Source organism: Bacteroides sp. An269 (assembly GCF_002159755.1).
Classification (GTDB): domain Bacteria; phylum Bacteroidota; class Bacteroidia; order Bacteroidales; family Bacteroidaceae; genus Phocaeicola; species Phocaeicola intestinalis.
In genome coordinates, this window is record NZ_NFJG01000003.1 from 47,846 (window position 1) to 73,833 (window position 25,988).

22 protein-coding genes and 1 tRNA gene are annotated in these 25,988 nt (G+C 45.0%); 9 read left to right on the forward strand and 14 right to left on the reverse strand.

Translation table 11 applies throughout. The features are described from left to right. The first annotated feature begins 52 nt into the window (after positions 1 to 52). The 8 genes from coaBC to B5F71_RS01690 all read left to right on the forward strand — a co-directional run bounded on the left by coaBC (position 53) and on the right by B5F71_RS01690 (position 7,946). Positions 53 to 1,243, forward strand: coding sequence for a bifunctional phosphopantothenoylcysteine decarboxylase/phosphopantothenate--cysteine ligase CoaBC (gene coaBC / locus B5F71_RS01655; protein ID WP_022040506.1), 1,191 nt, complete (start codon positions 53 to 55; stop codon positions 1,241 to 1,243). 29 nt (positions 1,244 to 1,272) lie between these two features. After that, the gene (gene recN / locus B5F71_RS01660) at positions 1,273 to 2,940 is read left to right on the forward strand and encodes a DNA repair protein RecN (protein WP_022040505.1); all 1,668 of its coding nucleotides are present in this window, start codon (positions 1,273 to 1,275) and stop codon (positions 2,938 to 2,940) included. Positions 2,941 to 2,959: 19 nt separating this feature from the next. Next, positions 2,960 to 3,718 carry a 23S rRNA (guanosine(2251)-2'-O)-methyltransferase RlmB gene (gene rlmB, locus B5F71_RS01665; RefSeq protein ID WP_022040504.1) on the forward strand — a complete coding sequence of 253 codons (759 nt, stop codon included), beginning with the start codon at positions 2,960 to 2,962 and terminating at the stop codon, positions 3,716 to 3,718. A gap of 22 nt (positions 3,719 to 3,740) precedes the next feature. Next, entirely contained in the window at positions 3,741 to 5,441 is a 1,701-nt protein-coding gene (locus tag B5F71_RS01670) for a serine protease (RefSeq protein ID WP_087207320.1), read from the forward strand. A gap of 94 nt (positions 5,442 to 5,535) precedes the next feature. Then, positions 5,536 to 6,450 (forward strand): ribonuclease Z, encoded by a 915-nt coding sequence (locus B5F71_RS01675; protein ID WP_087207322.1) that lies wholly within the window; start codon positions 5,536 to 5,538, stop codon positions 6,448 to 6,450. 74 nt (positions 6,451 to 6,524) lie between these two features. After that, complete coding sequence (locus tag B5F71_RS01680) at positions 6,525 to 7,076, forward strand: sigma-70 family RNA polymerase sigma factor (protein WP_087207324.1); 552 nt, start codon at positions 6,525 to 6,527, stop codon at positions 7,074 to 7,076. A gap of 51 nt (positions 7,077 to 7,127) precedes the next feature. Next, positions 7,128 to 7,493 carry a hypothetical protein gene (locus tag B5F71_RS01685; RefSeq protein WP_087207325.1) on the forward strand — a complete coding sequence of 122 codons (366 nt, stop codon included), beginning with the start codon at positions 7,128 to 7,130 and terminating at the stop codon, positions 7,491 to 7,493. 12 nt (positions 7,494 to 7,505) lie between these two features. Further along, on the forward strand, positions 7,506 to 7,946 hold the full coding sequence (locus B5F71_RS01690) for a hypothetical protein (protein ID WP_022040499.1): 441 nt from the start codon (positions 7,506 to 7,508) through the stop codon (positions 7,944 to 7,946). Between the two features lie 568 nt (positions 7,947 to 8,514). Here B5F71_RS01690 and B5F71_RS01695 read toward each other — a convergent pair. The 4 genes from B5F71_RS01695 to B5F71_RS01710 form a co-directional block, all read right to left on the reverse strand. Beyond that, a tRNA-Trp gene (locus B5F71_RS01695) sits at positions 8,515 to 8,587 on the reverse strand. A 63-nt stretch (positions 8,588 to 8,650) separates the two neighbouring features. Then, positions 8,651 to 9,238: a uracil-DNA glycosylase family protein gene (locus B5F71_RS01700; protein WP_022040497.1), complete on the reverse strand. Its 588-nt coding sequence runs from the start codon at positions 9,236 to 9,238 to the stop codon at positions 8,651 to 8,653. Between the two features lies 1 nt (position 9,239). Further along, positions 9,240 to 9,866 carry a hypothetical protein gene (locus tag B5F71_RS01705; protein WP_022040496.1) on the reverse strand — a complete coding sequence of 209 codons (627 nt, stop codon included), beginning with the start codon at positions 9,864 to 9,866 and terminating at the stop codon, positions 9,240 to 9,242. 211 nt (positions 9,867 to 10,077) lie between these two features. Continuing rightward, on the reverse strand, positions 10,078 to 10,782 hold the full coding sequence (locus tag B5F71_RS01710; RefSeq protein WP_087207327.1) for a hypothetical protein: 705 nt from the start codon (positions 10,780 to 10,782) through the stop codon (positions 10,078 to 10,080). A gap of 120 nt (positions 10,783 to 10,902) precedes the next feature. Between B5F71_RS01710 and B5F71_RS01715 the strand changes: the two genes are divergently transcribed. Next, positions 10,903 to 11,865 (forward strand): tetratricopeptide repeat protein, encoded by a 963-nt coding sequence (locus B5F71_RS01715; RefSeq protein ID WP_087207329.1) that lies wholly within the window; start codon positions 10,903 to 10,905, stop codon positions 11,863 to 11,865. A 105-nt stretch (positions 11,866 to 11,970) separates the two neighbouring features. On the opposite strand, the gene B5F71_RS01720 is transcribed toward B5F71_RS01715, so the two are convergent. The 10 genes from B5F71_RS01720 to B5F71_RS01765 all read right to left on the reverse strand — a co-directional run bounded on the left by B5F71_RS01720 (position 11,971) and on the right by B5F71_RS01765 (position 25,988). After that, positions 11,971 to 15,132 (reverse strand): efflux RND transporter permease subunit, encoded by a 3,162-nt coding sequence (locus tag B5F71_RS01720; protein WP_087207331.1) that lies wholly within the window; start codon positions 15,130 to 15,132, stop codon positions 11,971 to 11,973. Further along, positions 15,129 to 16,571: a TolC family protein gene (locus tag B5F71_RS01725; protein WP_239466079.1), complete on the reverse strand. Its 1,443-nt coding sequence runs from the start codon at positions 16,569 to 16,571 to the stop codon at positions 15,129 to 15,131. Before B5F71_RS01725 ends, B5F71_RS01720 begins: the two co-directional genes overlap by 4 nt. Positions 16,572 to 16,599: 28 nt before the next feature. Next, complete coding sequence (locus tag B5F71_RS01730) at positions 16,600 to 19,677, reverse strand: efflux RND transporter permease subunit (RefSeq protein ID WP_087207336.1); 3,078 nt, start codon at positions 19,675 to 19,677, stop codon at positions 16,600 to 16,602. A gap of 104 nt (positions 19,678 to 19,781) precedes the next feature. Beyond that, a complete protein-coding gene (locus B5F71_RS01735) occupies positions 19,782 to 20,831 on the reverse strand; it encodes an efflux RND transporter periplasmic adaptor subunit (RefSeq protein ID WP_241148532.1) in 1,050 nt (349 codons plus the stop codon). Positions 20,832 to 20,851: 20 nt separating this feature from the next. Further along, entirely contained in the window at positions 20,852 to 22,570 is a 1,719-nt protein-coding gene (locus tag B5F71_RS01740; protein ID WP_158098021.1) for an O-antigen ligase family protein, read from the reverse strand. Then, entirely contained in the window at positions 22,552 to 23,466 is a 915-nt protein-coding gene (gene lepB / locus B5F71_RS01745) for a signal peptidase I (protein ID WP_087207341.1), read from the reverse strand. Before lepB ends, B5F71_RS01740 begins: the two co-directional genes overlap by 19 nt. 133 nt (positions 23,467 to 23,599) lie before the next feature. Beyond that, a complete protein-coding gene (locus B5F71_RS01750) occupies positions 23,600 to 24,097 on the reverse strand; it encodes a hypothetical protein (protein WP_239414084.1) in 498 nt (165 codons plus the stop codon). Then, positions 24,081 to 24,923 carry a hypothetical protein gene (locus tag B5F71_RS01755; RefSeq protein ID WP_239465563.1) on the reverse strand — a complete coding sequence of 281 codons (843 nt, stop codon included), beginning with the start codon at positions 24,921 to 24,923 and terminating at the stop codon, positions 24,081 to 24,083. Before B5F71_RS01755 ends, B5F71_RS01750 begins: the two co-directional genes overlap by 17 nt. 149 nt (positions 24,924 to 25,072) lie before the next feature. Further along, on the reverse strand, positions 25,073 to 25,369 hold the full coding sequence (locus tag B5F71_RS01760) for an NVEALA domain-containing protein (protein ID WP_087207345.1): 297 nt from the start codon (positions 25,367 to 25,369) through the stop codon (positions 25,073 to 25,075). Positions 25,370 to 25,487: 118 nt separating this feature from the next. Continuing rightward, positions 25,488 to 25,988 carry a hypothetical protein gene (locus B5F71_RS01765; protein ID WP_140400050.1) on the reverse strand — a complete coding sequence of 167 codons (501 nt, stop codon included), beginning with the start codon at positions 25,986 to 25,988 and terminating at the stop codon, positions 25,488 to 25,490.

The window sequence follows — 25,988 nt, forward strand, 5'->3', positions numbered from 1 at the left end:
CTTATTATAAAATCTGGCCAACCGGTACCTAACATCTAGTCTACTTAAAAATATGAAAGGCAAAAAAATTGTATTAGGCATAACGGGAAGCATTGCTGCTTATAAAGCGGCAGTACTGACCCGTGCATTGATAAAAAAAGGAGCAGAAGTGCAGATTGTCATCACTCCCGCAGGAAAAGAATTTATCACTCCCATCACACTCTCGGCACTGACCGGCAAACCGGTCATCAGCGAGTTCTTCGCACAACGCGACGGGACATGGCATAGTCATGTTGACCTTGGGCTATGGGCTGATGCAATGCTCATTGCACCTGCCACGGCTTCCACCATCGGGAAAATGGCACACGGGATAGCTGATAATATGCTGGTCACCACTTATTTGTCAATGAAAGCTCCGGTATTCATCGCTCCGGCTATGGACCTTGATATGTTCGCTCACCCGTCTACCCGCCACAACCTCGACATCCTGCGTTCGTATGGAAACCACATTATCGAACCCGCTTCGGGCGAACTGGCAAGCCACCTTGTAGGCAAAGGACGTATGGAAGAACCCGAAAAGATAGTAGAAGTACTGGAAACATTTTTTGCCCGGGCCGAAGACTTGAAAGGCAAACACATCCTGATAACAGCAGGCCCTACGTATGAAAAGATAGACCCAGTACGGTTTATCGGAAACTATTCTTCAGGGAAAATGGGATACGCACTGGCTGAAGCATGTGCCAGACGGGGTGCAGATGTTACCCTCATCAGCGGACCAGTCGCTCTCCAGGTACAGCATCCTGCTATCCGGCGCATTGATGTGGAAAGTGCCGAGCAAATGTATCAAGCTGCTATCCGTATTTATCCACAAGCCAATGCAGGTATCTTGTGTGCAGCGGTAGCAGACTTCACCCCCGAAACTGTAGCCTCCAACAAAATCAAGCGCGAAGGAGAGGACCTGATTGTCCGTCTGAAACCTACCCAAGACATTGCCGCTGCTTTAGGAAAGATAAAACGTCCGGACCAACGACTGGTAGGATTTGCTTTGGAAACGTATGACGAACAGATACACGCCCAAGAAAAACGGAAACGGAAAAATTTCGACTTTATCGTACTGAACTCGCTGAATGATGCCGGAGCCGGATTCAGATGTGACACCAACAAGATAACCATTCTCGACGAATCGGGAATCACCCCCTATCCACTGAAAGACAAACACGAAGTGGCAAGCGACATTATCGACAAATTAAGTGCAATCTTATAATTCTTACAGACAAACCCGAAGACTACATTATGTTACAGTCTATTCACATACAGAATTATGCGTTGATCGACAAGCTGGATATTGATTTCACACCAGGTTTTTCGGTTATCACCGGTGAAACCGGAGCAGGAAAATCCATCATCCTTGGGGCTATCGGACTGCTGTTGGGCCAACGTGCCGATGTGAAAGCCATCAAAAACGGAACTTCCAAATGCATTGTGGAAGCACGCTTCTGCATTGCTTCATACGGACTGGAAGCATTTTTTCAAGAACTCGACTTGGAATATGACCCTGAAGAATGTATCCTCAGACGTGAAGTATATGCCAGCGGAAAAAGCCGGGCATTCATCAACGACTCTCCAGCCTCACTGAACCAGATGAAAGCTTTGGGTGAAAAACTGATAGACGTCCATAGCCAACACCAGAACCTGCTGCTCAATAAAGAAGGATTCCAACTGAATATCCTGGATATTCTGGCACAAGATGAAAAACAACTGGAAGCATACAAACAGGTCTACCGGCACTATAAAGATATAAGCAACACACTGGAGGAACTGATTATACAAGCAGAAAAAAGCAGGCAAGACGAAGACTATCTGCGTTTCCAGCTGGAACAACTGGAAGAAGCCAGCCTCCATTCTGGCGAACAAACAGAACTGGAGCAGGAGGCCGAAACCTTAAGCCACACCGAAGAAATCAAAGCAAACCTTTACAAAGCCCAACAGCTGATAGACGGTACCGAAGCAAATGGTATCCTCTCACAGACCAAAGACTGCCAACAGGCATTACAAAACATTTCCAATGTATATCCTTCGGCATCCGAATGGGTAGAACGTCTGAGAAGCTGCTACATCGAACTGAAAGACATCGCACACGATCTCTCGGTAGCAGAAGAAGAAACAGAATTCAACCCCGAACGGCTGGATTATGTAAACGAACGGCTGAACCTGATATACAATCTTCAGCAAAAACATCGGGTAACGACTATCGAAGCCTTGTTGGAACTTGCAGAAAATTACCGCCATCAACTGAATGACATTTCATCGTTCGACGAACGAATAGCTGAACTCAACCAACAGAAAGAGGCCTTATATAATAAGGTATTGGAACAAGCCCGCCAGCTGACCAATCTCCGTACAAAGTCGGCACATCATATCGAAGAACAGATGAAAAAACTCTTAATACCACTGGGTATGCCCAACGTACGTTTTGCCGTAGAGCTGACTTCGCGTAAAGAGCCCGACCTTAATGGACTGGACAACGTAACGTTCCTCTTCTCTGCCAACAAAAACGGGGCATTGCAAAACGTTGCTTCGGTAGCTTCGGGAGGAGAAATAGCCCGTGTCATGCTTTCGCTCAAAGCAATGATAGCCGGAGCTGTAAAGCTGCCTACTATCATTTTCGACGAAATAGATACAGGCGTATCAGGCTCGATAGCTGAAAAAATGGCACTTATCATGCGCGATATGGGACGCCAGAACCGGCAGGTAATCAGCATTACTCACCTGCCTCAAATTGCGGCACGAGGCACAACACACTATAAAGTATATAAAAAAGATACAGAAACAGGCACCAACAGTTACATACACCGGCTTACACCGGAAGAACGGGTCAAAGAAATCGCACACATGCTGAGTGGAAGTGTACTGACAGAAGCCGCATTAAACAATGCACGTGCCTTACTGGAAAACCAATAACTAATAAAACATTGATTTTATGATAGAAAAAAATGAAATGATATTCGGCGTACGGGCGGTCATCGAAGCCATACAAGCCGGAAAAGAGATTGATAAAGTATTGATAAAAAAAGACATGCAAGGTGAAGTGGCAAAAGAATTGTTTGCCATACTGAAGCAAACAGATATTCCAGTACAACGCGTACCTGTGGAACGCATCAACCGCATTACCCGGAAAAATCATCAGGGAGTGGTAGCATTCATCTCGCCTGTTGCATACCAGCGCACGGAAGACCTTGTACCGTATCTTTTCGAACAAGGAAAAACACCATTGTTCATCATGTTGGATGGCGTAACCGATGTGCGTAACTTCGGCGCCATTGCCCGTACTTGCGAGTGTGCAGGCATAGACGCTATCATCATACCCGCCAAAAACAGTGTCAGCGTAAATGCTGATGCCGTAAAGACTTCGGCTGGTGCCCTGCTCACCCTTCCAGTATGCCGCGAAAACAACCTGACACAAACCATCCGTTTTCTGAAAGACAGTGGATTCAAGATTATAGCAGCTACCGAAAAAGGAGATTATGATTATACCAAAGCCGACTTCCATTCACCTACCTGCATCATTATGGGGGCCGAAGATAAAGGAGTCTCTTACGAAAACCTGGCCTTGTGTGACGAATGGGTAAAAATTCCACTTTTCGGAAACATTGAATCGCTAAATGTATCGGTAGCTGCAGGCATCCTTATCTACAAAGCCATAGAACAGCGCGGATTTGCCGAAAATGAAAAACAATAACCTTTATATACCGTTTACACACATGAAAAAAACTATAGCTATTTTATTTGTATTCGTTATGCCATTCTCTGTCCTGTTGGCACAAGAATTGCCTAAATGGGCAGAAAATGCCAGAAAAGCCGTTTTCTCCATCGTGACTTATACCAAAGACGGCCAAATTTTGAGCACCGGAAACGGATTTTATATCGATGAACAAGGTACAGGAGTTTCCGATTATAGCCTCTTCAAAGGCGCCGAACGTGCCATAATCATCACCGCAAACGGTAAAGAGCTGCCCGTGAAATACATGATGGGGGCAAACGATATGTATGATGTAGTGAAATTCAAAACCGATTTTGACAAGAAAGCCGAGGCTTTGCAACCAGCCACATTGCCTTCATCGACTGGCGAAACCGTGTATCTGGTTCCCTATTCTACCCAAAAATCATCAAAAGGACAAACAGGCACTATAGCCAAAGTAGATACCATTGGCGAACAACAATACTACTACACCCTTACCATGCAGACTACAGAAAAAACCGTAAGCTGCCCCATTATGAATGCAGCAGGACAAGTAGTAGGCATGATACAAAAAAACAACGACTCTGAAAGCAAAGAAAGTTTTGCCATTGGCATCCGCTATCTGACCGACTTAACTATCAACGCTCTCTCTGTCAATGACCTTGCCCTCAACTCCATCGGGATAAAAAAAGGACTTCCCGAAGACGAATCGCAGGCTTTGGTCTATCTGTATATGGCATCCGGCGTATATGCCCCCAACCAATACTTCGATTTGCTGAACGACTTTATCAGCCAATATCCCAATAATATGGAAGGCTACCTGCGCCGTGCTACTTATTACATCAATATCGGCGATGATACTCATTATGCCCTGGCTGTTGAAGACTTGAAAAAAATGCTTGATGTGGCCGAGAAAAAAGACGAAGCACATTACAACATAGCCAAACTCATCTATTCGTACCAGTTGAATATAGGCGACAAGAAGCCCTATGCTTCCTGGACATTCGATTATGCCCTCAATGAAATAAACGAAGCGTTAGCCATCACCCAAGAACCTATCTATTACCAACTGCAAGGAGACATCTATTTTGCCATGCAAAAATTTACAGAAGCCTATACTGCTTACGACAAGGTGAACAAGAGCAAACTGGCTTCAGCCGCAACTTTCTATTCTGCAGCAAAAGCCAAGGAACTGATAGAAGGAACCGACAAGAAAGAAGTCATAGCCCTGATGGACAGCGCCATTGCTTTTTATCCCAAACCCTACGGAAAAGATGCAGCCCCCTACCTGTACGAACGCGCCCGTATCAAATCGGACATGGAAGACTATCGGGGTGCCGTAACCGACTATAATGACTTCTACGATGCCATGCTGGGACAAACTTCTGCCGAATTCCATCTCATCCGTTCACAAGCAGAATTAAACTGCCGTATGTATCAGCAAGCTATCAACGACATCAACAAAGCTGTTGAACTTGATCCTAACAACGTAACCTATTGGGTAGAAAAAGGAGGCATACACATTCGAGTCAACCAAGCTGCAGAAGCTATACAAGCCCTGACACGTGCCATCAAGATGGATCCCGAAAATGCTCCTGCCTATCGTATGCTGGGATATGCACAAATCCAGAATAAAGAGAAAGATAAAGGCCTGGCCAACTTACAAAAAGCCAAAGACTTGGGAGATGAAGTGGCAGACGGGCTATTGCAAAAATACAAATAACAAAGATTGATGTTACCGCCACAGAAAGACACAAAGACATTCCGGTTTTTCCAATACCACTTGCCTGTCTTTCTGTGGTGAACAAACAATATGTATGGAAAAATTCGAATTACATATTCTAGGATGCGGGTCAGCACTACCCACGATGCGTCACCAAGCCACCTCACAAATTGTCAATATCCGGGAAAAACTTTTTATGATAGACTGTGGAGAAGGCACGCAAGTACAATTGCGCCGTTCACGACTGAAGTTCAGCCGGTTGAATCATATTTTCATTTCCCATCTGCATGGCGACCATTGCTTCGGGCTGATTGGACTGATTTCTACATTCGGCATGCTGGAACGTACTGCCGACCTGCACATTTACAGTCATCCCGACCTGATATCCTTACTTCAAGCACAAATCGCATTCTTTTGCAAAGGAATGAGCTACAAGGTCATATTCCATCCTTTTAACCCGAAAGAACAAGCTGTTATTTATGACGACCGTTCCATATCTGTAGAAACCATTCCTTTATGCCACCGTATGCCTACATGCGGATTCCTGTTCCGCGAAAAACCTACCCTAAACCATATCCGGCGAGATATGATTGACTTCTACCGCATACCCTTATGGATGATAAACCGCATCAAAGAAGGCGAAGATTTTATCACGGACAGCGGTGAAACCATCCCCAACAAATGGCTTACCACACCTTCCGACCCGCCACGCACATACGCCTATTGCTCGGATACCGCCTATTATCCCCGTATCATCCCTCAAATACACGGTGCCGACCTGCTGTTCCATGAAGCCACATTTGTCAATGCCGATGAAACGCGTGCCCGCCAAACCCAACACTCCACCGCCCGTCAGGCTGCCCAAATAGCCCATGATGCAGAAGTGAAACGTTTGGTCATCGGTCATTTTTCGGCACGGTACGACGATGAAAAGCAACTTTTAAAAGAAGCACAGGAAGTTTTCCCTGCAACCTTATTGGCACAAGAAAACCTGCAAATCAACTTATAGGCAAGTTAAAAAAACTTATCCCATTTAAACGTTGGCACTTCATTTTATCTAAAAACATATACAAAGACACCATTATGAATAACTATAACGAGGAAGAGATAATTGCCCAGCTACAAGACCCAAAGCTGCAACGGGAAGCTTTCGGGAAAGTGGTCAGGCACTACAGCGAACCATTGTACTGGCAAATACGACGTATGGTACTCTCCCACGATGATACAAACGACCTCTTGCAAAACACATTCATCAAGGCATGGAGCAATTTGGAATATTTCCGGGGAGAAGCACGCCTGTCTACATGGCTTTACCGCATCGCCATCAATGAATCACTGAATTTCCTGAACAAACAACGTGCCATAAACCAACTCTCATTGGATGAAGCCGAAACAACAGCGCTTGCCAAGTTGGAAAGCGACCCCTATTTCGATGGTGACCATACCCAGCTACTTTTCGAAAAAGCCATACAAACCTTACCGGAAAAGCAACGTATCGTGTTCAACCTGAAATACTTCGAGGAAATGAAATACGAAGATATGTCGGAGATTCTAGGAACCAGCGTAGGTGCCCTGAAAGCCTCTTACCACCATGCCGTGAAAAAAATAGAAGAATTTTTAAACCAAAACGATTAAACCTTGTACCGGATTATCAATCTAATAAACAAAGGAAGGAGGGATGATACGATGAAAAAAAACGACCTTGAACTACAAAAGAAATACGGGAAACAAAATCCATTCACCGTACCGGAAGGATATTTCGAGCATTTTACCGAAAACCTGATGGAACGACTTCCCGAAAAAGAAGTCAAAGCACTTCCTGAAATCAAGTTATGGGACCGTGTGAAACCATGGATTTACATGGCGGCCATGTTCGTAGGCCTGATGTTCACTGTCCGTGCCTTTGTAGGCACTACCCAATCGGCAGATGACTCAGACAACCTTACCGATATGCCGGATGAATACATCGAATCAATCGTAGACCAAACGATGATGGATGATTATGAACTATACCAATATTTAACGGATGCCGATGCCGGTATCTATAACTAAAAGACCAATTCAATGAAGAAACTATTTTCGATTATGATTCTTCTTACCTGCTTCTGCACATACATGCATGCGCAGAAAAACAAATTGAGCAAAGAAGAATTCCGTGCACGGCAAGAAGCGTTTATTACCGAAAACGCCCGACTCACTCCACAAGAAGCCAAAGAGTTTTTTCCACTCTACTTCGAACTGCAAGATAAAAAAAGCAAGTATAACCGTGAAGCCTGGCAAGAAATAAGAAAAGGAAAACAACCCAACGTAAGCGAAGAAGAATACAACCGTATCGTAGAAGACGTAATACAAACCCGAATCACCATTGACCAGCTGGACTTGGAATACGTACGGAAATATAAGAAATTCCTCTCATCTAAAAAGATATACGATATCCAGCGGGCGGAAATGAAATTCCACCGCCATTTGTTAAGACCAGAGAGGGAGAAAAAACCGAAAAAATAAATTACACGAATCAGAAGAGACTGTCTCAAAATAGAAACAGGCACTCAGGATGAAATTACTTTCTGATACTCAATTACCATTTTGAGACAGCCTCATCAGCTTAGTCCGACAATCCAAGCCACATAGCTATCTTGCTTGTAAGATTATTAATCTTCATGCCGAAAGATTATTAATCTTCACGCTGTAAGATTAATAATCTTACAAGCGATGCAGCTATATTGCGAAAAGACCAAAGCTTACTTGTCATGCCGGATGTATAATCCGGCATAATTGAAGAAACGGATTTACAATCCAGCGTGACACCCTGTCAACAGAAGCGACACCGGAAGTATGCATTCCATTAAAATGCACAATTGCATACCGTCCAAAGTATAAACAACCTTTCCTGTCCTCCCCAATCGGACATCATATTAACAAACTGTTTTGAATTTCTACAAAAAGTTTTTCTCATCTTGATGTATTTGTTCCCGTGTGTGCCTTGGGCGATAAATTCAAAACAGCTTCTTACAAGTCAAGTCTATAAAAAACAAAAGCCACAACGTCATCAGTTGTGGCTTCTTACTTCCTGCACGGGAAGAGAGACTCGAACTCCCGACACTCGGTTTTGGAGACCGATGCTCTACCAACTGAGCTATTCCCGTGTTTGCGGATGCAAAGGTACGACATTTTTTGATATTGCCAAATGCTTTGGCATTTTTTTTGCTTCATGGCATAAAAATACCCGCTTCACACAGCATAGACCGATATATTTCTGCCTTTTTCTCCAACTTGAGCGGATAAGCCCTGCTGGAAGAAGGCATCCGGTAAAGCCAAAGTTGGCGGTCAGCATATTCGAATTTGCTTTTTCCACCTACCGGAGGTTCTTCAATATGCAATTGTGCACATAAGGTATCTGTAGCTTTTTGCCCGGTCGTTACAATAGATTTGCATGCCGGAAGTTGTTTCAGAAGCAAGCCGATGTCCGTAGGCTCCACGATTTCCAGGTATTTGTCTGAAGCATTGCTTTTCAAACGTTTCACTGTGCAAGCCGTATCATAAAGCGCAACGCCTTTTTCTTTCAAGAAGTGTATGAGACGTTCTTTATCGAAAGCCTTTTTACCGGAAAGTACAAAATGTTCTTTATCACCGAAGAAAATCAGTCCGAAAATCCGCCACATGTCATTGTTCCAGTTCGGATAGAAGAAATCCATGCTCCAGCGCTTCTTCTGCGGAGGAAAGCTTCCCAGCATCAGCAAAGTAGCTTCTGCAGGAAGAAACGGTTCCAACGGATGATTTTCGATGAGGCTGTCCATCCTAGTTTTCTTTGGGTTTAGGTTCTTTTTTTGCCAGTACAACGATGTTGTAAACATATTCGTTCATCCAGCTTTCGCTATATCCCAGTGCATGCTGGTATTGGCGGATGTTTACACAAGTCTTTCTCACACTATCATCTTTCCAGTTGGTTTTCGTCAGGATATCGTGAATGGTCTTTTCGGTCATCGAACGCAATAATTTCTTGAACATGCCAGGCATACGGAATTTCCATTGCATCAGATTCCCCACTACCATCATCAAGTCTTGACTGAAGCCCTGAAACATAAACAGGTAGTTCTTGATATCATTCACACTCTTGCAGTGCTTTTTGACAGATGTATCTATTTCCTTAAAAAAGAACTCATTAATGCCGTAAATATCCATCAGCATCTTTTTGCATCTGGTACGTTCTGCCACTCCCAGCTTGTTGTTCTGGGTAGGGATTTTCAATGTACGCTTGAATACTGCCATATCAGGCAGGAAATTGATATTGCTGATGCCCAGCTGCGCAGCCATAACGGCTTGGTAGTATACACGTATCAAAGTCATGAAGTCTTCTACACCTCCTACCCGTGCACCTTCTTCTTCAACTTGTTTTTTACCTAATAGTTTCGAAAATATGCTCATAATCTAATCTGTAATAAATTATTATGGGGACAAAGATAAAACAAAAAAGTGAGATAAGGGGCAGTTTATGACAAGATAGTGACAAGAAACTGCTTTGAATGTCTTTCTCTTCCCGATGTATTCGTTTTCGTGTGTGCTTTGGGCGATAAATTCAAAACAGTTTCTAGAAAGTTATCAACTATCAGGTCTTATATAAGCATAGGATACTTCGTTATTTCACGATTTTCACCAGCAGCGTCTTGCCGGCAGGTTTTCCTTTCATATCGTATGATTCCGATTTTACCAGACCTATTCCCTCGGCATACCATTCAGTCACCCGGTGCGTGGTGCTTTTTAACACCACTTTGGTACGTTTCAAGTAAGTAATCTTTATACAGTCGAATTTCCCAGCCGTAGTACTGATTTGCTCCTCTCCCATATAAGCAGCTCCCGAAATCGTAATTTCATTTTTCAGCATCTTCACAATAAGTGCATACGAGCGGTCGGGCATACTTTCTCCTCCCTCGGCATGTTCCTTCAGCACAAACGAGTTGTCGCCTTTATACTTCAATTCTTCACGCATGGCAGTACGTGCCGCCGTATCATACTTATCCGGATCCGAATCCGAATCAATATAAGGTCCATACACCAGATCTTCGGCACACACAGTCTGGTTGCCATCATAACTCCAGTCGAAACGCGTATAGCTGGTATTGTTCTTCAACTTGTTGGTTACAATCTTATTGATATAACAGGCAGTTACCTTACCATCGTTTCTCCCGACAAACGACACGGTAGCAGTCTCATTCGAAACACTTTGTCCCGCTTCATCGTAATTGACATAATGAAGTTCCGTTCCCTCTACCGTACAAAAATATTGTGCATGCAGGCTGAAACAAGCCAACACCGCACAAACAAACAAAAGCATCTTTTTCATGTTACGTTCCTTTTTTTCTAATTACGCCACAAACTTACAAATTTCTTTTCAGCAAATGCAAGCATATACCTGATTTTCTCTATCTTTGTGCCCAACATTCAATCATAAAATACGAAAAACATGGGTTTATTATCAGCAATCTTCGGCAACGGAAAGCCCGAAGAAAACCAACAGGAAAAACAGACACAAAAGAATTTCGAGATTTTAAAATACGATGGCATACGGGCACACAACATGAACCAACTGGCTTACGCCGCCAAATGCCTGGAACAGGCGTCTGCCCTGCGTGACGATGCTGAAACACTCCAGTACCTTGCCGACACGTATGTAAAACTCCAGCGTACCGATGATGCCCGGACAACTTTGGACAAACTGACCGGACTGGAACCGGACAACATACAGGGATATCTGTTCCTTGCCAACGTATGCTTTGCACAAGAAGACTATGACGGTATGGACAAAGCCTGCCAAAAAGCCATCAAGCTGGACGAAAGCAATGCCCATGCCTACTATTTGGCAGCCAGGGCAGCCCACGGACTTCACAACGATTTGCAAGCTATCGTAATGGCTACCAAAGCCATCACACAAGACGAAAGCTTTCTTTCTGCCTACTTGCTCCGTGCCGAAGTGCTTTGGAGCATGAAACAGGCGAAAGAAACACTGGAAGACCTCGATTATATCCTGAATGCAAATCCGGAAGAAGAAGATGCCTTGCTGCTGAAAAGTACCGTCAAAGCCACATTAGGAGAAACCGACGAAGCATATCGGTGTCTGGAGCTGGTCATGGAAACCAATCCTTTCAACGAAAAAGCTTACCTGCTGAAAGGAGAACTGCTCTGTGGACAGAAAGCATACGGCAAAGCCAGCGAACTGTATACCGAAGCCTTGGAACTGATGCCCCAGAACGCTACATTCTACCAGGAACGCGGACGTGTCCGGTTACTGGAAGGAGACAAGAATGGCTCCATCGAAGACTTGAAAAAAGCCATCGAACTGAACCCCGAAAGCGAATCCCAAATAAACGGAACGTTTGATAACCAAGACACCCTTTCCGGCACCCCAAATCCTGCAAGCATTTACTGACAGGAATGCATCTATGTCCGTTGCCTTACGAAGATAAATACACCGGCCTACGGACATAGATGCACAAAGCTCCGTACATACGGTTTCCAATATTCTATCAGGGTCTTAACACTCCCGCTTCTTCAACAAAAAGAGAGGCAAATAAAAGAAAATGCCTGCAACAGACATTATCAATCCACCTATTGTACCCGCCGCCAAAGAAAACCAGAAACTTTCCTTCTCACCTATCATAAAAGGAATAAAACCCAGTACGGTCGAAGTCACCGTCAGAAATATCGGAACAACCTTCACATTCCATGCCTTGGTGTATGCCTCAACCTTTCCCAGATAAGGGTAACGCCTCCGGATAGCATTATACTCGTTCAGAATATAAATGCTGGCATTGACCGTAATACCACACAGAAGAACAAAAGCAGCGAAACCACCTTGGTCGAACGTGAGTTCGAACAGATAAAAAGTCAGAAACACCCCGATATATGAAATAGGAATCACACCGATAATGGCAAGTGGCTGCTTCAACGAATCGAACAGGATAGCCGAAATAAAGAAAATAATGCCAATCACAATAAGCAACAGCCCGTACTGACCATGGTCATCGTTATGCCAATACCATATATTGCTCTTGTTCTCGATACTATACCCCATCGGGAGAGCAGCCTTCATGACCTCAACATCCTTTGCCAAGATTTTCTGCCCTTGCTGGTGTGCACCGATGTATTCGAATTGCAGACACAATACATACTGCTGGTTCTCTTTCACAATCTTCTTCGACACTTGCTCTTTGCTCACCTTGGCAAAATCGGATAATTTATACTGTCTGCCTCCGAATATAAAAGGTACTTCCATCAGCCCCCATACATCATATTCACCGCTCTGTACCGAAGACAACGAAAGCCGTTCGCTCTGATTATCGTACACAATATTCCCCACACGCTGACCCGACATGAATATCGGCTGCAAAATAGCAAAAAGAGTGCTTGCCGTAAGGTTTTCCTTTGCCATCTTTTCCTTGTCGAACTGCAAGACATACTCGTCATAGTCATCCTTCCAATACGAGAATTCAGCATTGACCTGCACTTCCTTGATACGCCTGTGAGACAGCAACAAACGCTTCATCTCTTCCGCCCAATAAGAAAGTTCGTCATAATTATACCCGTACATCTCCACCTGAAAACTTCCTGCCGTCTCACGTACATCATTCGAAAAGCCCTGGTCTTGCAATCCATACACATTCCAGCTTCCGCCTCCCAACGTAAGAGCCTTACTGATAATGTTCGACTTCAACACGTACGGAAAGCCACTGTGCTCATATTCTTTTTTGAAAAATATCTCGATACCGGCATGACGGGCATCATAGACAGAAGTTTGAAACTGCCTGATTTCCCGAAATTCACTCAGATAAGTTTCCATTTGCTTTATCAGCACATTCATCTGTTCCAGCGTACTGCCATTAGGAAGTGTGGCTGTTACCGAAAGCACCACTTCTTCATCGCGGTTGCCGAAATAACTTCCGTTGTACACCTTTTCCACAAACAGCCGCAACGTACCTCCCAGCCATTTGTCGATCACCGGTTTTATTTCTTCCCTATAAACAGGACGGTCAAACACCTTATTATATAAAGTGGCCCATCCACCTTTCTGTTCTGCATGCTCTATCTTTTCGGGAAGCAGAAATACCGGAAGTCCGAACGCCCATACCAGTACGGCATATGCAATAGCCTTACGCCTGCACAATGCCCTTACCATCCATTTATAACCACGTGTAAAATAAACCACCCCCCGCTTGATACGCGACGAACGCCTAAAGACCGAAGTCCTGCGCAAGCGGATGCGTTCTATCAATGCCGGGACAAAGAACAGTGCCACAAACAATGATACAGCCAGATTGATAATAACTACAGCTGCAAAATCTTGCAGGTTCAAGCGTATCTTCTCGTCCATGAAAAAGATAATGACCAATGCTCCGATAGTAGTCAACGTCGCTGCCAGGATAGACATAAACGCTTTCAGGTTCCGACGGTGCAGGATATGGTCGGTCATCACAATGGTATTATCTATCAACAGGTTCAGCGAAATGGTGATGCCGGCAAGCGAATAAAGCTGAATATCCACTCCGCAGATGTAGTAAAAGATAAAAGCAATAGCCATATTGACAGCCAGACTGGCTACTATCAAAAACAAATAACGCAGATTCAGGGTAATGACTGCCACAAACAACAACAGGATAAGCACAGTTATTGTTGTACGGAAGTAATTTGTATTCAGTTCCTTGCTAATGTATTCCGTAGCATCGTAACTGACATGCACCTCGTACCCCGGAGGCATATTCTGCTGTATCTGCCTCATGGCATCCCTTACCTGGGCTGCCACCCGAAGCTGATTTGCCGTTTCCTCTGCCGTAATGGAAAGATAAATAGAATTAAGCCCGTTGATACGGAAATAGCCGGTAGGTTCTTCCTCTGTATGTGTCACTTTCACCAGTTTGTCCAGCGAAATCAATTTTCCTTCTGACGTACGTAAACTGATATCGGCAGGCCGGAAGCCTTCCCGTCCTTCAGACGAAGTGCGTACCACCCTAATCCATTCATCCCCCACATCTACCTGGCAGATGCCCAAGAATTCATTGTCATAATATTCCTGGATAGCCTGTCCTAGATCTCCTACCGACAGACCAAGATAGCCCAACTGGCTGTTATCGTATGTCAGCCTCCACTCCATGGGGGTAGCACCGCTCAACTCTATCTTATAAATACCTTTAATGGCAGAAAGCAACGGTTTGATATAATTTTCCCCATAATTCTGAATCAGAATCGGGGTAGCCGGTGCATTGAGTGTATAAGTCATGAAAGGCCTTGTCGAGCGGTCGTCCGAACGTTGAGTAGAAATCAAAGGATAACTCACTCCTTCGGGCAATTGCGACCAGACCTGACGGATCACGGTAGAGACTTCAAAGCGTACGATATCCACTTCGCTATGCTTGTCTATCTCAATGCGCAGGCTGCCATATCCATTATCGGAAGTGGAACGGATTTTCCGTACACCTTCTATCCGCGACAAGGCTCCCTCCAGCCGGCTGGTAACTTCTGCTTCGATTACTCTTGCCGAATTGCCTGGCATAGAGAATGAAACCGTCAGTGCCGGAAGTTCATGCGAAGGCGAAAGTTTCACCGGGAGCAGAGGCACCAGCGAAAGTCCCACAATAGCCAGACAGATAAAACTGACTATCAGAGTAAAGGAAGAAGCTGTTTTACGAGATTTCTGTTTCATTGACGGATTCTATTTTTAAAATCAAAACGGTCAGACAAAGAAAAGCCTGTTTCAAAATCATGCAAAGTCAGCTTCCTTATTTTATAATAGCTCAACCAATAATTCTGCAAAGCCTGAATATAATTCTTCTGCGCTTCCTGCTGCCTGTTCAAGGCAAGGGTCAGACTGTTTACATCACTCTTCCCGATAATAAAACGCTGCCGGGTCTGCTCGTATGCCAGTTCTGCCAGGTCCAAAGCCTCCTCTGCACCTTCTATCAGGTCTTGCTGCACGTTAAAGTCGCTCACGGTCATCACCACATCTTCTTCCAGACTGATTTCTTCCTGCCTTGCCGCAATCTTTACAACATTCAGATTGTTCTTTGCCATGTTATATTTTCCTTTCCTCACCCCCCAGTCTATCAAAGGGATAGAGACACTGATTGACACCAGGTCTTGCTGCAACAGATTCTTATAAGCAGAACGGATATTATCCGACACCTGATTGAACCCGACACTGGCATTGAAACTGGCACTAAAGCGCGATTCTTTTTTCGTACGGTCTACATCACGCTCCGCTTCCAGTACATTCTGCCGCTGCTCCAGATAAGTCGGATTATTCTCCTTGGCTTTCTGCAAAGCCTCATCCGCCAACACTTCCAGGTGGCGCGGACGTCCCGGCAAGTCCAATTCGATGGTTGTATTCTTATCCATATTCAAGAAAGTAGCCAATGCCGACATCGCCCTTTTCAGTGCAATCCGTGCATTGGTCAATGTATTCTGCGCATTCACTTTATCCAGTTTCAATGTCAGCAGGTCTGCCTGCGAGATAGAAGCAATCTTCTGGCGCTGCATTCCGATGTCACACAATGTATCTGCCGTAACCAGATTATCCTCTGCCAGCTTATAGTCAGCCTGTGCCATCGCCAGACTGAAGAAATAATTGACCGCTTCTTCCGCCACCTCTTCTGTATGATAGATGAACTGCTTTTTCACCTTTTCAAATTTCAACGGTTCTATCTTGCGGTCCCACCGGAAAGCATTATATCCCAATAATTCCTGCTGATACCCGATACGAAAAGGAACAGTAGAGAACTGAGTCGATTTCGTATCACCAAAATTACGCATAAAGTCCAGTTGGGTATCTATATAGAATGTACCTCCCAGCCAGTCGAAATTCTGTGCCAGACTCAATCCACCCGTTGCACTGAACATCTGCTGTTCACGGTAAACATCCATATCCTCATTCGAGTCATAGCGTTGGGTAATGTAACGGTAATATTGTGCCGGCGTCAGGTTCAAGGTCAGACTGGGCAAACGGTTCGCTTTAAAAGTACGGTATTCCCAGTAACCGGACAAATACATGTTCTGATAACGGAAAGCCGACAACGAACTGTCATTCGCCAATTCTATCGTTTCCTGCAAATCCAGTTTCACGGTGTGTTGCGCCAACAGCGGCATACAGCTCAGTGCCAGTACCAGGCATATACTAATATTTCTGCGTTTCATGTTTTCTATAGATTAACCAATATATTAATGGAATAATAAACAAGCTGATAATGGTTCCCAAGGTCATCGCCCCTATCATGGCGATGGAAAGCGGACGTTGCAGTTCCGAACCCATATCGGAAGTAAACAGCAGCGGCACCATGGCAAAGATAGTGGTCAGCGTAGTCATGACAATTGCCCGCAAACGCTTTCTTCCTCCTGTATGGATAGCTTCAGTAAGCGGCATACCGGTTTTTCTCAGTTCGTTGATGGTATCCAGTTTCAAGATAGAGTCGTTTATCACAATACCGCTTGAAATGACAATACCGATAGCCGACATCAGATTCAGCGTATCTCCACACAGCCACAGGCAAAGCAAGGCAAAAGCAATATCCATCGGGATTTCCGCCAATACAATAAGGGGTTGCAAGAAACTTTCGAACTGGGCACACAAGATGAAGTACATCAGCAAGACCGATATGCACAGTATCACCATCAGTTCACCCATCATCCGCTGGTTCGAAAAGAAACTGCCCGAAAAGTCCACATCCCATTTCCCCGACCGTGCCACCACATCACGTATGCCGGCTATCAGTCCAGGTGCATTGTCCACATCATAAAAACGCAGCGGAATATATTCACCGTTGCTCCCTGCTGTAATGCTTTTCAAGTCTTCAGCCGGTTGTACCGACAGCAGTTCCTTCAACGGGACATAAGCCTGTTCCTCTCCTTCTTGGGGCACATTTTCCACCAGCGTTTCCGCCAGCACCCGTTCAAGTGTACGTTCGTTTCCTGCCACACTGATAGGCAAATACTGCTGGTAAGAACGCAAGACAGATACTTCGTTTTCCTTAAATGCAGTCCGCAACGTGCGTACCACTTCATCGTAATCCACCCGATAAAGCAACAGGCGGTTACGGTCTATTACCAGATTTAGTTGGTTGCGGAAAGCAATAACCTCCGGATATACTCCGGTCTCCTCGGCTATCTGCCTCTCCAGTTCTTTCAGTTCGGCAGGTTGTGGACTCACAGCCTTATTCTTCGACCGGACCTGTGCCACCACATCGGCTTCCCCCGTTACAAATAGTTTTTCAAAAATAGTCATTGGAGGCGAATAAGTGACTGTGGCTTCCGGATAATGCGCTCCGAACCATTTTTTCAGATGCTGCTCTAACGGCAAAATGTCCGAAGGTTTTTCCGTCTTGAAATAAAGTTCGGCCTCACCTGCCGATAAGGCATCATCCGTATTCAGCACATAATCCTGCATACCTACATACGCCGTATGTTCGACGGCAATGCCATCAGTATGTTTCAGCAGTTCATCCACCCTCCGGTTATTTTCCTCCACATGAATATTCTCGTTCCATGCCACTTTCACTATCATTTCGTTCTGGTCTATTTCGGGCATCCGCTCTTTATCCAACACCCCGAACAAAACTACACATAGCGGCAGGGTAGCCACAGCCACACACAAACTGATACGCTTATGCGAAAATACCCAGTTGATGCCCGCATCGTATCCGCGCTCCAGCCAGTCATTCTTCAGTTTATCCCGAAAATCAAAATTAATCCACCGGTACCTGCGCATTCCCAAACGGAAAAACAAGACATATAGAACCGGCAATAGCATGATGCCTGTAAAGTAAGATACTCCCAACCCAGCCGTAATGGAAAACGCCTGGTCGGTAAAGATGGCACCGGCTATACCGCTCATGAATATCAATGGCACAAATACTGCTACCGTAGTCAGCGAAGAACTCAGCATCGGTGTAATCATCTCACTGGTGCCTATTACCGCCGACCGTTTCAGCGAATAGCCCCGTTCACGGTACTGCGACACGTTTTCGGTCACGATAATTGCATTGTCTATCATCATGCCCACCGCCATAATCAGTCCCGACAGCGATATGACGTTCAGCGAAATCTTGCAGAGATAGAAGAAGAAAAATGTGATTACCACCGATACCACCATCGTAATGCCGATAATCAACGGTGAACGCACATCGCCGATAAAGAACACCGCCACGATAAAGATAAACAGGAAACCCAGGGTAAAATTCTGCTGCAAGTTCGAAATGGTATAATCCAACAGTTCTGTCTGGTTGCGCGTAATAGAAAACTCGATGTCCGGATACAATGCGGCAAACCGTTCGGTAGTCCGCTGCAATTCCGCCTTCAGGTTATCCATGTTCTCTTCCGATTGCTTGATGATGGCAAATGTCACTGCCCGCTTTCCTCCAGCCAATGAACGTCCTGTCTCATGCTGTGTCACCAGGCTTACCTTACACAGGTCTTTCAGCTGCATGATGCGTCCTCCCTTGTTCAGATAGATGTTCTCTACATCCTCTGGAGTACGCAGAAAAGAAGCGATACGGATGTTATACTCGTAATATCCGTCACGCACCAGCATGCTGCCCGGTTCTGCGTTGTTGGCTTCCAGTGTCCGTTCCAAATCATCTATGCCGATGCCCAAACTGTTCATTTTTTCCCTGTCGGGCACTATCTGCAACACCCTTTCAGGCACCCCGGTCATGTCTGCCATGGCTATCTGAGGCAATTGTTCGATACGCCTCCTCACCACGTTTTCTGCCAGTTCTGACAGGTTCAGGAATGCTTGTTCATCTGTATGCTGGTAAGGCTTGTCCTTTTTCAACGTCATGTTCAGGTAAAACACCGGTATATCCGTTGCACTAGCCTTGATGGCTTTAGGACGTTCGGCATCTTTAGGCAAGCTGTTCATTGCCGCATCTATTTTCTCGTTTACTTCAATAAAAGCAAGGTCAGTATTGGTTCCGAACTCGAATGTCAGATGAATGACACCCGAACCGTCGCGTGTCTCGCTTCTCATTTCATCCAGCCCCGACACCTGCAGCAAGGCACGCCGCACAGGAGCCACCATTGTATTCTCCATTTCCCGTGCCGACATATTATCCGAAGCCATCCGTACCGTAATCTGCGGAATGTCAATATCGGGCAACAGCGATACAGGGAGCGACCAGTAAGTGACCAGCCCTATGATAAAACAAGCGGTAAACGCCATCAATACGGCTATAGGCCGTTGTATTAAAAACTTAACCATCTTTTTTATTTACGATTTTTCTATTTACAATTTACCATTCAGCCATTTACGGTTTGATAATTAAATCGTACTTCGTAAATCGAAAAATAGTAAATCTCCGCATGTTACTCCACTACTTTCACCGGTGTCTCATGTGCCAGGTTCACATTCCCTGTCGTAATGACTACGGCACCCTCTTCCATGCCGTCACCCGTCACCGTATATTCGGTCATATTCTCCAGTCCGGTCTGCACGTAGTGCCATATCGCTTTTCCGTCTTTCAACGTAAACACCACCTGTTTACCCGAACGCAATACCACTGCGGTTTTCGGGATAACCAACTGGCCAGGCACCGAACGCTTCACGCTCACCCTTGCGTTCATCCCGTCGAACAGCCTGCCTTTCCCGTTTACCAGTGCTTTTACCTTTACCATCCCGTTTTCGTCTACCGATGGATTGATTTCTGCAATGCGTCCCTGCAAACTGCCGGAAGCTACCGTATAGGGCGTCACTTCCACCCGGTCGCCCGCTTTTACCAACGGCAGCTCGCTCTCCAGCACCGTAAACGCCACTTCCATATCGGTTGTCGAAAGAATGCGGCAGAAAGGTTTCCCACTTTCCGGCATGTTGTATTCCTTGCCATCCAGGTCGGCAACGATACCGTCAAACGGTGCCGTCAGCGTAGCTTGCTCCAGTTCGCGCTTTGCCAGTTCATAGGCAGCCTTGCTCTGCCCGTATCCGCTTTTGGTGGCAGCTAATTTTTTCACCTCTTCAGGCACGGCTTCCATCCGATCGGGAGCATACCCTTGCCCTATCAGCACATCCTGCATTTCCAGCCGGGCTTGCTCCAACGTATATTCCGCCTGTGTCAGTTTGTTTTGCAGGGCAAACAAGTCCAGTTCGGCTATCTTTTGTCCTTTCTTTACCCGGTCGCCATTCTTCACATAAATGCGGGCTACCGGTTCGGTCGTAGTCCGAAACTGCAAGGCGGCATACCGCTTCGCCTCCACTTTCCCGTTACTCACCAGTTCGTGCTCGAAAGCCTGTTTCTTCAAGGTCATTACACTTACCTCTGCCACCGAAGCGGGCAAGACGGTTTCCACTCCCTCTTTTTCATTGGCTTCGGGCTGTCCTCCGCAAGCCGCCAGACAGGCGGCAACCAGTGCAAGCCCCATCCATTGTCTGCTAAATCGTCTCATAACTCTATCTGTTTTTCTTTCAATATTTTCCGGGTTTCTTCTTTCATTTGCCTGATAGCCGTCGAGGGCACTTTGGGCTCTTTGGTAAGCACCATCCGTGCCGCTTCTTTCAGTTTTTCGGGCTGGTAGTTGTCGCGGTACGAAAAGAGTTTCACCATCAGGTAATGCGGATAGATGCGCGAAGGCACCCTATCCGCAGCCTTCCGGTAATACCGCTCGGCACTGTCGAAACGGTACATCGCCGACTCGTTCTTCCCTATCAGGTTCAGTATCATCGGGTCTCCGCTCACTTTCAGGGCTTCTTTCAAAATAACGGTCGATTCGTCCCACAATCCTATTTTATGCAACGAACGGGCATACTCGAATAGGAAACGGGGATTCCAGTCTACCCACGGATAAGCGTAACACGGATTTTCATAAATCTTACGGTATTCACCCGCTGCCTGTCTATACATTCCCGCCTGATACAATACCTGGCTTTTGCTCCACAAACGGTACTTCTCGGCTATATATTCCTTTTGTAAATGCAATTCGACACACACTATGCAAGTTATCCACGCGATGGAGAAGCACACCAGGTTCTTTATTTTTCCCGGCCGTAACAACCTCACCAAGGCAGGAAACAGCAACAAAGCCAGTGTCGAGACCAAAGCCGGGCACTGAAGCGGATAAGAAGCGAATGCAAAAATAGCAAAAGCAATCAAACCACCGCTCAATCCGCATTCCAAATACTGATGCATGACGTAAATGCCCCATCCTATCACTGCCAATGCCACCACCAATACAGGAATGCCCCATGCCAACGCCACTTGCAGGTATTCGTTGAACACATATTCGGGAGCGTCCGCCACCCGTGCCTCGGTTTCGGTATAATCTCCCTTAGCGAAATAGTCTTCTTGCGCCTGCCCGTACACAGCCGCCACACCGTTCCATCCGTTGCCCGTCAAAGGATGTTCCTGCAGGGCGGAAGCAGCCACTTTCCACATCAGCAACCTTCCATCTGCCGAATCCTTCTTCAGATGATACAACCCTGACCCGGCTGCGACAAGGGCTACAAACGCTACCGCTACTATCGTCCACGTAATTTTTTTATAAGGGCCAAACCATTTTGCCATCGTATAGGGAGTCAGCGACACATATACATATCCCGCCGAAACAAGAGCGGCAATCCATGCCGTCCGGCTCATGCCCGCAGGCAATACCAGCAAAAGCGACACCAGCGTGACCCACCCCATGCAACGGAGGAAGTTCCAGCACTTCTTGTCGTACAGATACCAATAGACGCATTCATGAACCGCCACCGGAAAGACGATTGCCAAGAATCCCGAATAAGGCCCCGGATTGGCAAACGAACCGGTCACGGCAAACCTCGCATGATTGGAAGGAATCCAGCCCCACAACTGTGCCAGCCCCCACCACGCTTCGATTATCCCATACAGCATCAATACAGCCGACACGACATCTGCTATACGGGGAAGCGTCTCCGCCCGGAAACGGGGCAAAAAACACCCCATAAGCGGGACAAGCAAGTACACACACCAGCATCCGTACATCCAGCTCCACCCTTCTTCCTGCGTTCCCAAAGGCATATCGCCCGCATTCAGCAAAATCACGCTGAGCGGAAGCAAGGTCAAAAGAAACCAAATGGTGTACACCGTTTTATCCTTGATTTTCTGCTTCAACCTCCACTTTTCTATCACTCTATCTTCTTCCATACTCTTTCCCAATTTATTGTTTCCGTATACGGGTCTACCGACTTCCATATCCTTGTAGCCTTGCCCACGATGTAACATTCGGGCAACAAGCCCCAGTAACGCGAATCTTGTGAGTTAAAGCAATTGTCGCCGCCCATAAAATAATAATTCTCGCGAAAACGGTAACCCGTTATCCGTTTACCCTCCAAATAGAAGCCATCGTCCTTTTGCACCAACTTTCCCCGCTGTTCCCATTCTATCAGGTTCCTGTAAAACAGGTAATGGTTCCGGTTCATTTCTATCGAATCGCCACGCGCGGGAACATACAACGGGCCGAAATCCTTTACCGTCCAGCCCAGCAACGAATCGTAAGGAAACGTGTAATAGGAACGGTTACGTATCATCTCCTCCCTGCCCGATTTTTTGGACAACAGCCGTGAAAGCCGTTCCTGTGCCTCCACGTTCCCTGCCGGAGTATCTGTTCCGCGCACACGGTAACGTCCATCCCTTATCTCCACCGTATCGCCAGGCCCGCCGATGCAACGCTTCACGTAATAAAGCAGCACGTCAAAACCGATGCTGTCCCAACGTTCGGGGTAAGGGAAATTGAATACCAGCACTTCCCCACGGCGGAACTCTTCCAAGCCGAGCAATCTCCGTATCTCAAACGGGCGGTGTTCAGCCGCATCCCATACATTGAATATACGCGCCCCTTTCAGCGGTTTGTTCACCAGCACATAGTCGCCCGGACGCAACACAGGCACCATCGAATCGGAAGGGATGGAAAACGAGGCAAACAGGAACACCTGACCTGCGATGCGCAACACAATCCATGCCGCATACAGGCATACCGCCACTGCACATACCTTATACGCCAAGCAGAACACCTTTTTCCTGATTATCCGTATCCGTTTCATTCGCTCTATTGATTTACGTAAACTTTAACAGCCCAACCAAACACGTTACAAGCTTATTCCCGTTCTCATATCCTAATTATGAATATCCGCACCCCCTTACAGTTATTAGGTGAAATACGAATATTCAATATTTCTAATTCTCAACTGACTCAATAAAAGAAATGATTTCCTTCTTATCCGAAGTGCCAGGCAATATATAATTTCTTATCGTATTCAAAGAATCCATCAAAATCATGATAGGAGTCGGAATATATTTCAATTCTTTTCGAATCAAATCCTTTGAATCTGCATATACATATTCATAATAAGCATTACGCTTTTGGTAAAAAGAAGAACTGCCCACCGTTGAAATAACTGCAACTTTCCTTTCATGATAAAGAGAATCTATTTCTTTCGTCACAGAAAAACCTAAATCGACACAATTACCGCAATCGTAATAATTAAACACAAAAACGACCCCATACTTTCTATCGGATACAATGGAATCAATAGACGTAATTCTCCTTCCTATCAAATCATATTCATCCTTCTGTATGTTGACTTCCCTTTGTGGCTTATTTTTCTCATTACTGCATCCGAACAAAAAAGGCAGCAATAGCAATACGATAAAAACCTTATCTTTCAGCATCATCACGCAATTTAAATTTTTCAATGGTTGTTTCGTCCACTTCTTGTGCCGCAAACAGATAAGTATCTGAAACACAAAAAGAAGAATAAATATCATGCGGAAGCATATAAGTAGAAACCAACTTCATATCTTCGTCTACAGACAAATCCAAGATTGTATTTACCTTGTACTCGTTTTGGTCTGTACGCGATGAACATAACAGATACAAATGACCATCGGCAAGATAAGCGTCACGAATATAGATGTAAACTGATTTCTCGCGGTTAGCCTGTTTCTCGGATATTTCCATAGCTGCCTTTATGACAGGAATAGATGAAATATCAAACCTCCGGACATATCTCCCGTCAAAGGTATATTGGTCTATATAAGGATAACAATCCGATACCGAGAAAATTCCTTTTCCTTCGGCATAAAGAATATGTTTCCGATTGGATATAACCGTCTTAAATGCTGTCTTTTCCTGTACCACTTCCCCTTTGGGGACTTGCCGGTCAGGATGACGTGTATCAATAAGCAAGAAACTGGTTGAATCAGTATTTGCCGACAAGTATATCAACGAATCACGAAGGCTGAAACGATTCTCATTCGCATTCGAAAGCAAGAAATCGCCGCAGAACGATCCACCATAAAATTTCTTCATAGACTTGGTACCGAAATCCACTACATACACTGTATCATACTGCACATTGAACGTAAAAGGCCAGGTCGTTTCATAAGGCGCTGCCCCATGATGAGTGACATATTCCATCCGTTGCAAGTCATCACTTAACGCGACGATGTCCCCCCGCTTTTTGTCTAATACATAAACATTGCCCTTGTCATAAACCATACAAGTTATGTCAGAGAAAAAACTGGAATCCGGATAGGTTTCGATTTGACTCTCAATCTTACAATATGTCAAGTCACTTTGACGCTTGTTCTTTTGACAAGAAACAAGACACAAAAGTATTAAAATCAAAAATAACGCCCTATTCATATTCAGCAAAATGTTTTATTTCCATCACATTCAACATAAGCGCCTCTCGTCCAATCAATCCCCCGACTACATCTTTGACCACTGCAAGACACTGAACCGCCTAAAGGAAGCCCGCAGTCCACAGTTGCTGTACATGAATAGTTGCCGCTACCTCCATTTTCCGGTTGTGCCAATGCTTCTACGTTAGTCAATATAAACTCTGTCATATAAACCTTCTTATCTAACGCAATATACATATTGTAACCTGCCGTTATGGCTACCACTGCGATAAACGTAATTAAAAAAATAAGTTTTTTCATCTTTTATTCGTTTTTTAATGATTAATATTCTGTTTGATTTCTTCTTTGTGAAGCCGCAAATCCCCGATTTGCTTGTCTCCTGTTTTTCTTTTTAAATTCGCCATAATGGTAATAGCTACTAATGAATATTTTCTGTTTTCACATATTGAATAATTTGCTCTTTAAACATATTGTCTTTCATGTCACCGGCAAACAAAACCTTTTTCCCATCTAAGAGAAAAGTCCGAACCACATTATCATCAAGTATTTTGTTCCTTGTCCTGAATTTCCTATAAAAATCAAAATAGAAAGGATATTGAAGCAACACCGTATTAAATATGGAATCTTTATAAGAACTGTAACCTACTATTTCAAAAGATATATGACGGTCTGTCAATGCGTGAATAAAAGATTCATTATCCAATATTTCGTATATGCAAGAAGTACAGGTTATATCCATTGTATGAAGCAACTTATACCTACTCTGATTTGCCAATTGACGATTCACCAAATCAGAATCAGGAAAATAAACCAATTCTTTCCCAATATACATGGAACAGATTTTCTCATTAAAAGAAGACCGATGAGAGCAAGAGCAAAAACATCCCAAAATGATAAGCGACAATATATATTTTCTCAT